Source organism: Streptomyces sp. NPDC034049, from assembly GCF_055575575.1.
In genome coordinates, this window is sequence record NZ_JBVISJ010000010.1 from 315,120 (window position 1) to 329,597 (window position 14,478).

The 14,478-nt window shown below is 69.2% G+C and carries 12 protein-coding genes, 1 rRNA gene and 1 riboswitch; of the genes, 1 reads left to right on the forward strand and 12 read right to left on the reverse strand.

The annotated features are described in order from the left end of the window. Positions 1 to 69: 69 nt before the first annotated feature. Entirely contained in the window at positions 70 to 2,955 is a 2,886-nt protein-coding gene (gene gcvP / locus ACZ52C_RS28215; RefSeq protein WP_469077398.1) for an aminomethyl-transferring glycine dehydrogenase, read from the reverse strand. A gap of 172 nt (positions 2,956 to 3,127) precedes the next feature. Continuing rightward, positions 3,128 to 3,224: riboswitch (glycine riboswitch) on the reverse strand. A 124-nt stretch (positions 3,225 to 3,348) separates the two neighbouring features. On the opposite strand from gcvP, the gene ACZ52C_RS28220 reads away from it, so the two are divergent. Then, the gene (locus ACZ52C_RS28220; RefSeq protein ID WP_469077399.1) at positions 3,349 to 3,717 is read left to right on the forward strand and encodes a PRC-barrel domain-containing protein; all 369 of its coding nucleotides are present in this window, start codon (positions 3,349 to 3,351) and stop codon (positions 3,715 to 3,717) included. A 345-nt stretch (positions 3,718 to 4,062) separates the two neighbouring features. Here the strand turns inward: ACZ52C_RS28220 and ACZ52C_RS28225 are convergent, their stop codons facing one another. The 11 genes from ACZ52C_RS28225 to rrf all read right to left on the reverse strand — a co-directional run. Then, positions 4,063 to 5,418 carry a DNA polymerase IV gene (locus ACZ52C_RS28225; RefSeq protein WP_469077400.1) on the reverse strand — a complete coding sequence of 452 codons (1,356 nt, stop codon included), beginning with the start codon at positions 5,416 to 5,418 and terminating at the stop codon, positions 4,063 to 4,065. 77 nt (positions 5,419 to 5,495) lie between these two features. Next, positions 5,496 to 6,023 carry a MerR family transcriptional regulator gene (locus ACZ52C_RS28230; RefSeq protein WP_045563417.1) on the reverse strand — a complete coding sequence of 176 codons (528 nt, stop codon included), beginning with the start codon at positions 6,021 to 6,023 and terminating at the stop codon, positions 5,496 to 5,498. 419 nt (positions 6,024 to 6,442) lie between these two features. Further along, complete coding sequence (locus tag ACZ52C_RS28235; protein ID WP_005475662.1) at positions 6,443 to 6,916, reverse strand: bifunctional nuclease family protein; 474 nt, start codon at positions 6,914 to 6,916, stop codon at positions 6,443 to 6,445. Between the two features lie 84 nt (positions 6,917 to 7,000). Next, the gene (gene ftsR, locus ACZ52C_RS28240) at positions 7,001 to 7,756 is read right to left on the reverse strand and encodes a transcriptional regulator FtsR (RefSeq protein WP_469077401.1); all 756 of its coding nucleotides are present in this window, start codon (positions 7,754 to 7,756) and stop codon (positions 7,001 to 7,003) included. 42 nt (positions 7,757 to 7,798) lie between these two features. Next, positions 7,799 to 8,770, reverse strand: coding sequence for an FHA domain-containing protein (locus ACZ52C_RS28245; protein ID WP_469077402.1), 972 nt, complete (start codon positions 8,768 to 8,770; stop codon positions 7,799 to 7,801). Between the two features lie 61 nt (positions 8,771 to 8,831). Next, positions 8,832 to 9,719 carry a DUF881 domain-containing protein gene (locus tag ACZ52C_RS28250; RefSeq protein WP_469077403.1) on the reverse strand — a complete coding sequence of 296 codons (888 nt, stop codon included), beginning with the start codon at positions 9,717 to 9,719 and terminating at the stop codon, positions 8,832 to 8,834. 5 nt (positions 9,720 to 9,724) lie between these two features. Beyond that, on the reverse strand, positions 9,725 to 10,057 hold the full coding sequence (locus tag ACZ52C_RS28255) for a small basic family protein (protein ID WP_009343209.1): 333 nt from the start codon (positions 10,055 to 10,057) through the stop codon (positions 9,725 to 9,727). Further along, positions 10,054 to 10,959 (reverse strand): DUF881 domain-containing protein, encoded by a 906-nt coding sequence (locus ACZ52C_RS28260; RefSeq protein WP_469077404.1) that lies wholly within the window; start codon positions 10,957 to 10,959, stop codon positions 10,054 to 10,056. Before ACZ52C_RS28260 ends, ACZ52C_RS28255 begins: the two co-directional genes overlap by 4 nt. Before the next feature lie 98 nt (positions 10,960 to 11,057). Then, positions 11,058 to 13,553: a mannose-1-phosphate guanyltransferase gene (locus ACZ52C_RS28265; protein ID WP_329901079.1), complete on the reverse strand. Its 2,496-nt coding sequence runs from the start codon at positions 13,551 to 13,553 to the stop codon at positions 11,058 to 11,060. A gap of 112 nt (positions 13,554 to 13,665) precedes the next feature. Beyond that, positions 13,666 to 14,274, reverse strand: a complete 609-nt coding sequence (locus ACZ52C_RS28270) for a CDP-alcohol phosphatidyltransferase family protein (RefSeq protein ID WP_469077405.1) — start codon at positions 14,272 to 14,274, stop codon at positions 13,666 to 13,668. Positions 14,275 to 14,383: 109 nt separating this feature from the next. Beyond that, positions 14,384 to 14,478 (reverse strand): 5S ribosomal RNA (gene rrf / locus ACZ52C_RS28275); the annotation flags it as partial.

Below are 14,478 nucleotides of genomic sequence, written 5' to 3' on the forward strand. Positions count from 1 at the left end.
CCGGACAGAAGAAGGGGCCGGCCGGAGAGCGCACTCTCCGAACCGGCCCCGACGCGTGTCCGCGCCCGACTACTCTGCGTAGGCGTCCAGCGGCGGGCAGGAGCAGACCAGGTTCCGGTCGCCGAAGGCCTGGTCGATCCGGCGCACCGGCGGCCAGTACTTGTCGGCGGGCGAGACCCCGGCCGGGAAGACCGCTTCCTCACGGGTGTAGGCGTGCTCCCACGCCCCGCCGAGCGCGGCCGCGGTGTGCGGCGCGTTGCGCAGCGGGTTGTCGTCCGCCGACCACTCGCCCGAGGCGACCTTCTCGATCTCCGCGCGGATCGCGATCATCGCGTCGCAGAACCGGTCCAGCTCACCGAGGTCCTCCGACTCTGTCGGCTCGATCATCAGCGTCCCGGCCACCGGGAACGACATCGTCGGCGCGTGGAAGCCGTAGTCGATCAGCCGCTTGGCGATGTCGTCGACGCTCACCCCGGTCGCCTTGGCCAGCGGCCGCAGGTCCACGATGCACTCGTGCGCCACGAGCCCGCCCGGGCCGGTGTAGAGCACCGGGTAGTGCGGCTCCAGTCGCTTGGCGATGTAGTTGGCGCTGAGCACCGCGACCTGGGTGGCCCGCTTGAGCCCCTCCCCGCCCATGAGCCGGACGTACGCCCACGAGATCGGCAGGATGCCCGCCGAGCCCCACGGCGCCGCCGAGATCGGGCCCACGCCCGTCTCCGGCCCGGCCGCGGGCTGCAACGGGTGGTTCGGCAGATACGGCGCCAGGTGCTCGCGCACGGCCACCGGCCCGACGCCCGGTCCACCGCCGCCGTGCGGGATGCAGAACGTCTTGTGCAGGTTCAGGTGCGAGACGTCGCCGCCGAAGTGCCCCGGCTTGGCGAGCCCCACCAGCGCGTTGAGGTTGGCGCCGTCGACGTAGACCTGACCACCGGCGTCGTGCACCTGCGCGCAGATGTCGGCCACGTGCTCCTCGAACACACCGTGCGTCGACGGGTAGGTGATCATCAGCACGGACAGCTCGTCGCTGTACTGCTCGATCTTCGCCCGGAGGTCCTCGACGTCGATCTCGCCGTCCTCGGCGGTCTTCACGACGACGACCTTCATGCCGGCCATGACGGCGCTCGCCGCGTTGGTGCCGTGCGCGGAGGACGGGATGAGGCACACGGTCCGCTGCGCGTCACCGTTGGCCCGGTGGTACGCGCGGACGGCCAGCAGACCGGCCAGCTCGCCCTGCGAGCCCGCGTTCGGCTGCAGCGACACCTTGTCGTACCCGGTGGCCTCCGCCAGTCGCTCCTCCAGCTCACGGATGAGCGTGAGGTACCCCTGCGCCTGCCCGGCGGGCGCGAACGGGTGCAGCTGCCCGAACTCGGGCCAGGTCACCGGCTCCATCTCGGTGGTCGCGTTGAGCTTCATCGTGCAGGAGCCCAGCGGGATCATGCCCCGGTCCAGCGCGTAGTCCCGGTCGGCGAGCCGGCGCAGGTAGCGCAGCATCGCGGTCTCGGAGCGGTACTCGTGGAACACGGGGTGCGTCAGGTAGTCGTCCGACCGCAGCAGCGCCTCGGGCAGCGTGTCCGCGGCCTCGGCGTCGAGGGCCTCGACGTCCCCCTCCACGCCGAACGCGGTCCACACGGCACCGAGCTGCGCCCGGGTCGTGGTCTCGTCGCAGGAGATCGACACCAGGTCCGCGTCCACGAGGTGCAGGTTCACGCCATGTTCCCGCGCGGCCGCCACGACCTCACCGGCGCGCCCCGGCACCCGCACGGTGAGCGTGTCGAAGTACGCGCCGTGCACGACCTCGATCCCACCGGCCGCGAGCCCCGCGGCGAGCACGGTGGCGTACCTGTGCGTACGCCGGGCGATGGTCCGCAGCCCCTCCGGCCCGTGGTACACGGCGTACATGCCGGCCATCACGGCGAGCAGCACCTGAGCCGTACAGATGTTGCTCGTCGCCTTCTCGCGGCGGATGTGCTGCTCCCGCGTCTGCAGGGCGAGCCGGTACGCCTTGTGTCCGTCCGCGTCCACGGAGACGCCCACGAGCCGCCCGGGCAGGCTGCGCGCGAACTTCTCCTGCACGGCCATGTAGCCCGCGTGCGGTCCGCCGAAGCCCATCGGCACACCGAACCGCTGGGTGGTCCCCACCGCGATGTCGGCACCCAGCTCGCCGGGCGGGACGAGCAGCGTGAGAGCGAGCAGGTCGGCGGCGACGGTGACGAGCGCGCCGAGCTCGTGCGCCTGTTCGATGACCGGCTTCAGATCGCGTACGACACCGGAGGCGCCCGGGTACTGCAGCAGCACCCCGTTGATCTCCCGCTCGGCGATGTCGGCCGGGATCCCCTCGCTCAGGTCCGCGACGACGACCTCGACCCCGGTCGGTTCGGCCCGGGTCTCGATCACGGCGACGGTCTGCGGCAGCGTGTCCGCGTCGACGAGGAAGAGGCCCTTCTTGTTCTTCCCCATCCGCCGGGACAGCGCCATCGCCTCGGCGGCGGCGGTTCCCTCGTCGAGCAGCGAGGCCCCGGAGGTGGGCAGCCCGGTGAGGTCGGCGACGACCGTCTGGAAATTGAGCAGCGCCTCCAGCCGCCCCTGGGAGATCTCGGGCTGATACGGCGTGTAGGCGGTGTACCAGGCCGGGTTCTCCATGACGTTCCGCAGGATGACGGGCGGCGTGAAGGTCCCGTAGTACCCGAGCCCGATCATGGACCCCAGCACCTGGTTGCGGTCGGCCAGCGTCCGCAGCTCGGCGAGCACCTCGGCCTCGGTGCGTGCGCCCGGCAGCTCCAGCGCCTCGGCGTTCTTGATCACGTCCGGTACCGCGGCGGCCGTCAGCTCGTCGAGCGAGCCGTATCCGACGTGCGCGAGCATCTTGGCCCGGGCCTCGGCGTCCGGGCCGATGTGGCGCCGCTCGAACGGGATTCCCTGTTCGAGCTCGGAGAGCGGAATGCGATGGGCGGTCATTACGGAGGCCTCCTGGTCTGACACGACCTTCGAGGGGCACCACGGCACGGGTGCCCGGACGGCCTCCCCCTCTGTCATCTCAACCTGAGAGCTTCACCGGTCCTGGTTCGGACCGGTTTTCACCGTCGGTGAGAGCGGAAGCCGTGACACCCGCTCTGCTTTCCAGAGTGACCTCGTCCGTGCGGTACGTGAGCCTGAGAGATTCCGGGGAGGATTTGCTCCTTCGGCGCCTCCGGATGGTGTCCGGAGGACTCTCCCGCACGGGGTCGACAGCCGCTGCCAGCGTATCAGCGCGGTCAACGCACAGGTCTTCGAGTGGCCGCCTCCCCCGATGTGCCTTTTCGTAGTGGTGAGACACGATTCGCCACCGTTGTGCGACCACATGGAGGGCCCGTGCAGAGCGACATCGATCCGCGCCATCTGATCGGCCGCAAGGCGTTCGACCGCAGGGGCAGCAAGATCGGCACCGTGGACGAGATCTACCTCGACGACGCCACCGGCACACCCGAGTGGGCCGCGATACGCATGGGCTTCTTCGGCCGCGACGCCTTCGTCCCCCTGGAACCCAGCGAACTGGTCGAAGGCACCCTCCGCGTCCCCTTCGAACGCGCCCTCATCAAGGACGCCCCCGACTTCGGCGTGGGCCGCCACCTCTCCCCCGAACAGGAACTCCAGCTCTACCACCACTACGGCCTGGACGCGGCCCCGCCCCCACCCCTGGACCACGACTTCGGCAACGTGACAGGCAAGGAAGAACCCTGACACCACCGGACCCCACTCGCAGCCTCTCTTGAACACCCTGAGCCCCCATCTGCCCTCCCCCGGACCGGCGCTCCCGCTGAAGGCCGAGCCCGAAGACCACCTGCCTCACCAACAGGCCACCATTCACGGCCCTCTGCTCCACAGCCCCCCTTGTTCGCGGCCCCCTTGTTCGCGGCCCTCTTCTGCACGGCCCTGTCGTCGGCCGCCCTGCTGTTCGCGACACTCTTTGTGCACATCCCCTTCCCCCACCTGGCCCCTCTCCCGATCCCGCCGCCCCCTCACCCTCGCCGCGAGGCCGCCCAGCCACAGCCCCGCAGCCCCGCAGCCCGGCAGCACCGACCCGCGTCAGCCCTGCGTCACCCCACCCCGCACCAACGGCAACGGCTCCGCCGCCTCCAGCTCCGGATCGTCGGTCCGGAACGTCCGCACACGCCCGGGCCCCACGTCATCCGGCGTCTCGAACCGCACCGTCACCCGCCCGAGCCCGCTCCCCTGAACCCACCCGTGCCCGAACTCGGCGTGCCGCACGTCGTGCCCGGCCCGCCACTGCCGCTCCCCACCCGCACGCTCCTCGACCACCGGCGCCTCCACAGCGCCTCCGGCCTCGTCCTCGACAAGATCCACCGCACCGGCCGCCTGGGCGAACAGGTCCTCCTGCGTGTAGTCGGCGAGCCCACTTACGCCCACCCCCAGCAACCGCACTCCACCCGTCGTGTCCACGGTCTCCAGCAACCGCCCCGCGGCCTCCCGCACCACCGCCGGGTCGTCCGTGGGCCCCCGCAACGTCTCGGACCGGGTCAGCGTCGAGAAGTCGTACCGCCGTACCTTCAGCACGATCGTCCGCCCCGACAGCCCGGCCCCCCGCAACCTCCGCACACAGCGGTCCGCGAGCCGCTGAACCTCCAGCCGAACCCGCACCCGGTCATGGATGTCGACGTCGTACGTGTCCTCCACCGACACCGATTTCGTGTCCCGCTCGGCCACGACCGCGCGGTCGTCCCGCGCCAGCGCCATCGCGTACAGCCCGTGCCCGTGCGCCTTGCCCAGCAGCCGTACGATCTCGTCCTCCCCGGCCTCCGCGATCTCCTCGACGGTGGTGATCCCGGCCCGCCGCAGATGGTCCCCGGTCGCCGGCCCCACCCCCGGCAGGATCCGCACCGACATCGGCCCCAGCAGTGCCCGCTCGGTCCCGGGCTCGATCAGCACCAGCCCGTCCGGCTTGGCCTGCTCGGAGGCGATCTTCGCGAGCATCTTCGAGGCCGCGAGCCCGACCGAGCCGGTCAGCCCGGTCACCGCCCGGATGTCCGCCCGCAACCGCGCACCCACCAGCCGCGCGGACTCCTCGTCCCACGCGGCGTCCCCGGCCTCCAGGTCCACGAACGCCTCGTCCAGGCTCAACGGCTCCACCAGCGGGGACAGGTCCCGCAACAGCCCCATGACCTGGTCGCTGATCGCCCGGTAAAACGTGAAGCGCGGGGTGAGGTACGCGGCGTTCGGCGCGAGCCGCCGCGCCTGCGCCATCGGCATCGCCGAGTGCACTCCGAACACCCGAGCCTCGTACGAGGCGGTCGCGACCACCCCACGGGGCCCCAGCCCACCCACGACAACGGCTTTCCCGCGCAGACTCGGCTTGGACGCCTGCTCCGCCGAGGCGTAGAAGGCATCCATGTCGAGATGCAGGATCGTGGGCGCGGTTCTCACATCTCCGATGCTGCCCTACGCCACTGACAATGCCGGGTGCCCGTCCACCACGGCGGGCACGGAGCGGCGCGGACCCTTCAGACCGCCCGGTTCCGTCGCCGCGCGAGCTCGTCCGACGGGTTGGGGCCGACCAGTGTCTCCCCGGTGTCCACCCGCTCCCCGTGCAACTGGGAGAGAGCGCTTTCCACGTCACGCCAAACGACCCCGACGGCGATCCCGAAGACCCCCTGGCCGCCCTGGAGCAGGGCATGGACCTCGTCGGGCGAGGTGCACTCGTAGACCGTGGCCCCGTCGCTCATCAGCGTCATCCGCTCCAGATCGCTGAAGCCCCGCTCCCTGAGGTGCTGGACCGCGGTGCGGATGTTCTGCAGCGAGACCCCCGTGTCGAGGAACCGTTTCACGATCTTGAGGACGACGACGTCCCGGAAGCTGTAGAGGCGCTGCGTCCCCGAGCCCTGGGCGGAGCGCACACTCGGCTCCACGAGGCCGGTACGGGCCCAGTAGTCCAGCTGCCGATAGGTGATCCCGGCGGCGGCGCACGCGGTGGGACCGCGGTAGCCGACGTTCTCATGCGGTTCGGACGCCGCCTCCGCGCTGTCCTGCACCACCGCGGGACGCTGCGGGACATGACCGGCCGCGCTGCCGTGAAGCGGGTACGGGCCACTGTCCCCCAGCCTGCGTCCGGGGGCACCCCCAGCCGTACCGTCGCCGCTGCTTCTCACGCCGACCTCCGTCCTTGACCTGCCTCATCGACGGTAGGCAGCCACCCGGGGTGCGTCAACGACCACCGCACTCGCCACGCCGAGTGATAATCACCCTGAGAGTGGTTTCCCGTGCCCTTCCGCGGGGAAAGGCTAGCCGAATGCCCTCCGGCGAAGCCGCCCGACGGCGCACCGGCCCCCGGCACGTGCGGAGCCCCGCTCGGACATCCTCACCGCGGTCACGAACCGTCCCCCACCAGGCATCGGCGACCGGCGGTGTCAGGACTCCACGGCCCCGCACCACCGCCCACCGGCTCACTGGCTCACTGGCTGTTCGTACCGAAGTCCTCGGGCGAGATCTGGTCGAGGAACTCGCGGAACTTCTCCACCTCGTCCTCCTGTTCGTCCGGGATCGCGATGCCCGCGTCGTCGAGCACCCCGTCACTGCCGAAGATCGGCGTACCCGTACGCAGCGCCAGCGCTATGGCGTCGGAAGGCCGCGCACTCACCTCGACCCCACTGGCGAACACCAGCTCCGCGTAGAAGACGCCCTCACGCAGGTCGGTGATGCGCACTTCCGTGAGCTCCTGGCCGACGGCCTCCAGCACGTCCTTGAACAGGTCGTGGGTCAGCGGCCGCGCGGGCGCCATGCCCTGCTGGGCGAAAGCGATCGCCGTCGCCTCCCCCGGCCCGATCCAGATGGGGAGGTAACGGTCGCCTCCCACTTCGCGCAGGAGCACGATCGGTTGGTTGGAGGGCATTTCGACCCGGACACCTACGACATCGAGCTCGTTCACACAGCAACCCTAGGCCGTGCTCGGGATGTTTGGGTAGTCGGGCACAGATCGGCCGACCGATCCGCCACAGGCGAACACCGGGCCTCAGCGCAGTCGTACGCCCAGAGCGCTCTGCACCAGCGCGGCGTGCAGCTTCACCGTGAGCCCCGCCAGCTCCCTCGTCCGGTCCTCCGCATGCGCCCTGGTCTGCGGATTACGGTGCAGCCGCAGGGGCGCCACGACCTGGTCCACGAGCCCCGCCTCACGGTCCGCGGCGGCCCGCATCATCCTCAGATGCCGGGGCTCGATACCGAACCGCCCCAGTTCGACCACAAGCGTGGCGACAGTGAGTACCTCCGCGTCGTACGAGCCGTCCGGCAGCGCGGCCACCAGCCCGTACGACTCCCACTCCGCCAGCTGCTCCTCGTCGATCCCCGCACCGGCCATGAGCTCACCGCGCCCGATCCGGGCCGCCGTCGGCTCCTCGGGCTCCCCGAAGAGCCCGCTGAGACGCTCTCCGTCGCCGACGTCACGCTGCCGCCCCACGGACGGCAGCCGTACGTCCTCGCCGCGCTCCAGGGCCTCCAGATGCTCACGGATCACCTTGAGCGGCAGATAGTGATCCCGCTGCATCCTGAGCACGTGTCCCAGGCGCTCGACGTCCTCGGCACTGAACTTGCGATACCCCGAAGGGGTCCGCTGCGGCTCGATGAGCCCCTCCGACTCCAGGAAACGGATCTTGGAGATGGTTACCTCGGGGAACTCCTCGCGCAGCGCGTTCAGCACCGTACCGATGCTCATCAGGCCACTGTCCGCGGCGGCGGTGCCGTGGTCGGCACCACCGCTCGTTGTTCGAAGCATGGACCTTCCCTGGGGTCCCCCCGGACCCGGTCCGGGGGGGGGTCAGTAGCCCCGCTGGCTCGCGTAGAAGACCAGCCGGTACTTGCCGATCTGCACCTCGTCGCCGTTGTGCAGGGCGACCTGGTCGATCCGCTCACGGTTGACGTACGTGCCGTTCAGGCTGCCGACGTCGGCGACCGTGAACGAGCCGTCCTGGCCCCGGCGGAACTCCACGTGGCGACGCGACACGGTCACGTCGTCGAGGAAGATGTCGCTCTGCGGGTGACGGCCCGCCGTGGTCAGGTCGCCGTCCAGCAGGAAGCGGCTGCCCGCGTTCGGACCGCGACGCACGACGAGGAGGGCCGAGCCGAGCGGCAGCGCGTCGACGGCGGCCTGGGCCTCCGGAGAGAGCGCCGGCAGCTGGGTCTGGCCGGTGACCTCGGAGTCGTACGCCTCGAGGCCGGAGATGGAGATCGTGGAGGTCGTCTCGGACGGACGCTCCGGGGTCGCGCCGGCCCGCAGCGGAGCGCCGCAGTTCGAGCAGAAGCGGCTGTTCTCCGCGTTGCGGTTACCGCACCTCGTACACACCAGGGCCGACATCGACGGATCCTCCTGCCGCGGCTGCCCCGCCGGGGCATTGGACGTATACGGGTCTGAAGCGAACCCTCCACCCGCACCTGAGGTTGACGGATCCCCGAAACCTATGCGGCCCGACTGGGCAGGGTCAACAGACGGCGCGCCCTGACCTCCGGAAATGTCACCTCCCGGACCAGCGACCTGGTCCCGGAACATGGGGCGCTCACCGCCCTGGCCCTCCGCTTCCGAAGGCTGCGCGCGATGGCGGGAGGTCGCGTTGTCGCTGCCCTCTCGCGCGCTCTTGCCGAACAACTTCGCAAACAACTTCACGGGCGATTCCCCTTGACCGAAACAGACCCGCCCGTGGGGCAGGACGAACCCTGACTGAACACACCGGCCGAGCCGGACAACCTCACAACGTCCGTACCCACCGGACAGTTTCCACCACGCACCACCCATTCGGTGCGCCGACCCCCCGCAACCTCATGCCCTCGCCGGACGGGCCTCATGCACCTGCGGTTCACTGGGAGGACGACCGAGCGTAGTCAGGCCGCTTCACCGCTCGCAAGGCGTCCACGACGATCTTGTCCGCTCGCTCCACGGTCACGGTGGCCTGCTCCTTCTCCAGTGTCTGCACCACGCCTCCGGGGATGTTCAGTGCGGGCTCCAGGTCCTGCGGATTGCCGATGACCTTGAAACGAAAAGGCTGGGTGATCTTGTTCCCGTCGACCTTGATCCCGTCGTCGGAATCGGTCAGATACGTGCTGGCCACGACCCGTACGCCGTTCACCTGGATCGCCTCGGCGCCGGCCGCGCGCAGCTCCTGGATCGCGTCGAGCAACATGTCCGCCTCGACCGTCCCCTTCGTGTCGTCGATCGTCAGTGTGATGCCGGGTCCCTGCGCCGCCACCGTGCCCGCCAGAATGCCGAGTTGCCGCTCCTTCTCGACCGTCTGCTTGCGTGCCTCCTCGGCCTGGTCCGAGCTGTTCTCCAACTCGGTGCGCTGATCCTCGAGACCCTGCTTCTCCTCCTCCAGACGCTGCGTACGGTCATCCAGTTCATCGAGGATGCGAACGAGATCCTCCTGACGTGCTCCGCGCAGCGCGCTGTCGTCGTTGTTGGAGGCCACCTGGATGGCCAGCCCGAAGCCGAGGCCGAACAGCAGCAGGGCCACGATGAGTTGGGCACGGGTGAAGCGCGGCGGCCACAGCCCCTGGGCCAGCCGCTGCCGCCCGGTCAGCCTGCTCTTCTCCTCCTGAGGCGCCTCTCCGGGCTCCTCGGCGGCCGTGGCAGCCACTTCCTGGGGCAGTTCCCGGCGCAGTCGGGTCGTCGGTGTGTCGTCCCCTCCGGCACCCGGAGTCGACTTCGGGTCAGGCTTCGGGGCCGGCGTCCGGTCCTGGTCGCTCATCGGCCTCACGCCCGGAACACGTGCCGGCGGATCGCCGCGGCGTTGGAGAAGATGCGGATCCCGAGGACGACCACGACGCCCGTGGACAGCTGGGCACCGACACCCAACTTGTCACCGAGAAAGACGATCAGGGCGGCCACGACCACGTTCGACAGGAACGACACGACGAAGACCTTGTCGTCGAAGATGCCGTCCAGCATCGCGCGCAGACCACCGAAGACGGCGTCCAGCGCCGCCACCACGGCGATGGGGAGATACGGCTCTACCACCGCCGGCACCTCGGGCCGGACCAACAGTCCGGCCACGACTCCGAGGACGAGGCCCAGTACGGCGATCACGATGTGCCCTTCTCTGTGCTGGGTTCTGCTGTTCGTACGATCACGCTCGGCGCGGCCGGCACCTTGAGGTCGTCCTCTACGGAGATGCTCGTCCGGATGCCGAAGTTCTCCTGGAGGGCGTGCAGATACAGCCCGTCGGGGCTGTTCTGGAACGTGGTGCTCAGCCGCTGCCCGTCCCCCACCGCGAGGACCGTGTACGGCGGAGCCAGCGGCTTGTTGTCGACCAGTATCGCGTCGCCCGCGGCCCTGATCGCCGACAGCGCGGTGAGCCGCTGACCGTTGATCGAGACGGCTTCGGCACCGGACTCCCACAGCCCGTTGACGACCCGCTGCATGTCCCGGTCACGCACCCGACCGGTGTCCGAGAACCCGGACGTCTCCCGTGGGTCGCCGTCACCGCCCTGACCGGCGCTTTTGGCGTCGTTGACGACGAGACGGACTCCGGGGCCGTGCACCTCGACGGCGCCGGACAGGATGCCCACCAGGTCGTTCGCGTCGCTGCCGCCGTCGTCCTTGAGCGCCTTGCGCTGCCGGGCGCTCACGTCGTCCCGGAGCTCGTCCACGGAGTCCTCCAGCTCGTCCGCGGCGGCGGTCTCCCGCTGGATGCGGTCGATGAGCTCCTCGCGCTCCTTGGCGACCACGGGCGCGCTGATCCGCGCCTGCGCGGCACCGACCGTCACCACCAGGGCGGCGAGCACCAGGCCGACCGCGAGCCCCAGCTTGGCGCGCACCGTCTTCGGCATGCCCTCGGCGCCCGCGGCCTTCCTTCGGGCGGCGGCCTCGGCGTACCCGTCGTCGAGGCTGTGGTCCATGACGTTGTTGAGCAGCGACATGGAGGCGTCCGGACGCGACGGGCGCGCGGGTGTGCTCCGAACGGGGGGCTGCTGCGGCATGCCGCACATCGTCGCACGTCGCGGCCACTACCTCCGAATGGCCCCACCGGCGTGCCGGACAGGCCCCGTTGGGGGCACTTGTCCGGCACGCGCGCGTGCGATGCGATTCAGCGGCCGGCGCTGTCCACGACCGCCGCCCACTCGTCGAGCAGGGACTGCGCGGAGGCGTCGTCGGGCCCTTCGGCCCACAGATGCGTGACGGCTTCGGCCGGGTCCGGCAGGACCATCACCCAGCGTCCGTCGGTCTCCACGACCCGCACCCCGTCGGTGGTGTCCACGAAGCGGTCCCCTGCCGCCTCCACGACCCGGCGCATCACCAGACCCTTCACGGCCCACGGAGTGGCGAGATCCCGCTTCAGGACGTGCGCCCGCGGAATCCGCGCGTCGATCTGGCTGAGCGTGAGCTGCGTCCGCGCCACCAGCCCGATGAGCCGTACGAAGGCCGCCGTCCCGTCGAAGACGCTGCTGAACTCCGGCACGATGAAGCCACCGCGCCCGTCACCGCCGAAGATCGTCGTCTCGTCGCCGCCGACCCGGGTGAGGTCGTCGGGCGACGTGGTCGTCCACTCGACCTGTGTGCCGTGGTAGGCGGCGACCTGCTCACCGATCCTGGTGGTGGTGACCGGCAGGGCGACCCGCCCGCTCCGCCGCTCGGCGGCCACCAGGTCGAGCATGACCAGCAGGGCCCGGTCGTCCTCGACGATCCGGCCCTTCTCGTCGACGAGCGACAGCCGTTCACCGACCGGGTCGAAACGCACGCCGAACGCGGCTCGCGAGGACGCGACGATCTCGCCCAGCCGCACCAGCCCAGACCGCCGCATGTCGCCGGTCTCCGTCGGCCGCGACTCGTCGAGACCCGGGTTGATCGTCAACGAGTCCACACCGAGCTTGCCGAGCAGGCTCGGCAGCACCAGACCGGCACTGCCGTTGGACGCGTCCACGACGACCTTGAGCCCCGACTCGGCGATCCCGGTCGTGTCGACGTTCCTCAGCAGCGAGCCTGTGTACGAGTCGAACACGCTGGCCGGGAAGTGCAGGTCCCCGATCTCGCCCGGGAACGCGCGCCGGTACTCCTGTCGCGCGAACACCCGGTCCAGCTTCCGCTGACTGGCCTGCGACAGGTCGGCGCCCTGTCCGTCGAAGAACATGATGTCGACGGAGTCGGGAACCCCCGGCGTCGTCCGGATCATGATCCCGCCGGCGCTGCCCCGCGCGGTCTGCTGCCGCGCCACCGGCAGCGGTACGTTCTCCAGGTCCCGTACGTCGATGGCGCTGGCCTGCAGCGCCGAGATGACGGCCCTCTTGAGCGCACGGGCGCCTCGGGAGTGGTCACGGGCGGTGGTGACCGTGGAGCCCTTCTTGAGGGTCGTCGCGTAGGCTCCTGCGAGCCTCACGGCCAGCTCTGGCGTGATCTCCACGTTGAGGATGCCGGAGACGCCCCGGGCACCGAACAGATGGGCCTGCCCGCGGGACTCCCAGATCACCGAGGTGTTGACGAATGCGCCGGCCTCGATCGTCTTGAAGGGGTAGACGCGCACGTTCCCCTGGATGATCGATTCCTCGCCGACGAGACACTCGTCGCCGATCACCGCACCGTCCTCGATCCGCGCGGCCCGCATGATGTCGGTGTTCTTGCCGACTACACAGCCACGCAGATTGCTGTGCTGTCCGATGTAGACGTTGTCGTGGACCACGGCCTTGTGCAGGAAGGCCCCGCTCTTCACGACGACGTTGGAGCCCACGACGGTGTGCTCACGGATCTCGGCGCCGGCTTCGACCTTGGCGTAGTCCCCGATGTACAGCGGGCCGCGGAGCACGGCGTCGGGGTGCACCTCGGCACCTTCGGCGATCCACACGCCGGGCGAGAGCTCGAACCCGTCGATCTCGACGTCGACCTTGCCCTCCAGCACGTCGGCCTGAGCCTTCACATAGCTCTCGTGCGTACCGACGTCCTCCCAGTAGCCCTCGGCGACATAGCCGTAGACCGGCTTGCCCTCCTTCATCAGCTGCGGGAAGACATCGCCGGACCAGTCGACGGGGACGTCGGCCTCGACATAGTCGAAGACCTCGGGCTCCATCACATAGATGCCCGTGTTGACGGTGTCGGAGAAGACCTGGCCCCAGGTCGGCTTCTCCAGGAAGCGCTCGACCTTGCCTTCCTCGTCCACGATCGTGATACCGAATTCCAGCGGATTCGGCACCCGTGTCAGACAGACGGTGACCAGCGCGCCCTTTTCCTTGTGGAAATTGATGAGCTCGGTGAGGTCGAAGTCGGTGAGGGCATCGCCGGAGATGACGAGGAAGGCATCGTCCTTCAGCGCCTCCTCGGCGTTCTTGACGCTCCCGGCGGTACCGAGTGGCTTCTCCTCGTTGGCATAGGTGAGCTCCATACCGAGCTCCTCGCCGTCCCCGAAGTAGTTCTTGACGAGTGACGCCAGGAACTGGACAGTAACGACGGTCTCGTTGAGCCCATGCCTTTTGAGCAGCCGCAGTACGTGCTCCATGATCGGGCGGTTCGCCACGGGCAGGAGCGGTTTGGGCATGCTCGAGGTCATGGGGCGAAGGCGTGTGCCTTCGCCTCCGGCCATCACGACGGCCTTCATGTCGGAAGCGTCCTCCTTGAAGAGACGGTCTAGCCGACTTCACCCGTCCAGATTGTCCCGCACTTTTTCCACGCGGGCCATCGAGCCACTAACGGCCGCCACCTGGGCGGGCTCAATCGGACATGGCGTCCGCACTGACGAGTCGGCGGACCTGAACCACGTAGAGGATCCCTGCCCACCAATAGAGCGTTGTACCCCATCCGGCGAACGCCCATCCGAAAATCGCAGCGAGTGACGAGATCCATCCGTTTCCGTCACTGAGCAGGAGCAACGGGAAGGCATACATCAAGTTGAACGTGGCCGCCTTGCCGAGGAAGTTCACCTGTGGCGGCGGATAGCCGTGCCGTCTGAGGATGCCCACCATCACGAGCAGAACCAGCTCACGCAGGAGCAGTACAGCGGTCAACCACAAGGGCAGAATCTCGCGCCATGTGAGGCCCACCAGAGTTGACAGGATGTACAACCTGTCAGCCGCGGGATCGAGAAGCCGGCCGAGGCTGCTGATCTGGTTCCAGCGTCGCGCGAGCTTGCCGTCCAGATAGTCACTGACGCCGCTGAGAGCGATCACCAGGAACGCCCAGCCGTCGACCTTGGGACCGCCGAACTCGGGCCAGAGAATCAACCACAGGAAGACGGGCACGCCGACGAGCCGCGCCATGCTGAGAATGTTCGGGATGGTGAGGACCCGGTCCGTCTGGACCCGGGTCTCCTGTACCTCCACCCGGGGGCCTCCTGTGGGAAATGAGCCAACGATGCCCCCTGACCCTACCTCAACGCAAAAAAGCTCTGGCTCTTGGGCATCGTGCCCAAGAGCCAGAGCTCTAAAAGGAGTTCGGCGGCGTCCTACTCTCCCACAGGGTCCCCCCTGCAGTACCATCGGCGCTGTAAGGCTTAGCTTCCGGGTTCGGAATGTAACCGGGCGTTT

Bases quoted from the DNA above. Each gene is read 5' to 3' on its own strand.
- gcvP (WP_469077398.1), bottom strand. From the start codon at position 2,955: ATGACCGCCCATCGCATTCCGCTCTCCGAGCTCGAACAGGGAATCCCG.
- ftsR (WP_469077401.1), bottom strand. From the start codon at position 7,756: ATGCTTCGAACAACGAGCGGTGGTGCCGACCACGGCACCGCCGCCGCG.
- ACZ52C_RS28245 (WP_469077402.1), bottom strand. From the start codon at position 8,770: ATGGGTGGTGCGTGGTGGAAACTGTCCGGTGGGTACGGACGTTGTGAG.
- ACZ52C_RS28250 (WP_469077403.1), bottom strand. From the start codon at position 9,719: ATGAGCGACCAGGACCGGACGCCGGCCCCGAAGCCTGACCCGAAGTCG.
- ACZ52C_RS28260 (WP_469077404.1), bottom strand. From the start codon at position 10,959: ATGTGCGGCATGCCGCAGCAGCCCCCCGTTCGGAGCACACCCGCGCGC.
- ACZ52C_RS28265 (WP_329901079.1), bottom strand. From the start codon at position 13,553: ATGAAGGCCGTCGTGATGGCCGGAGGCGAAGGCACACGCCTTCGCCCC.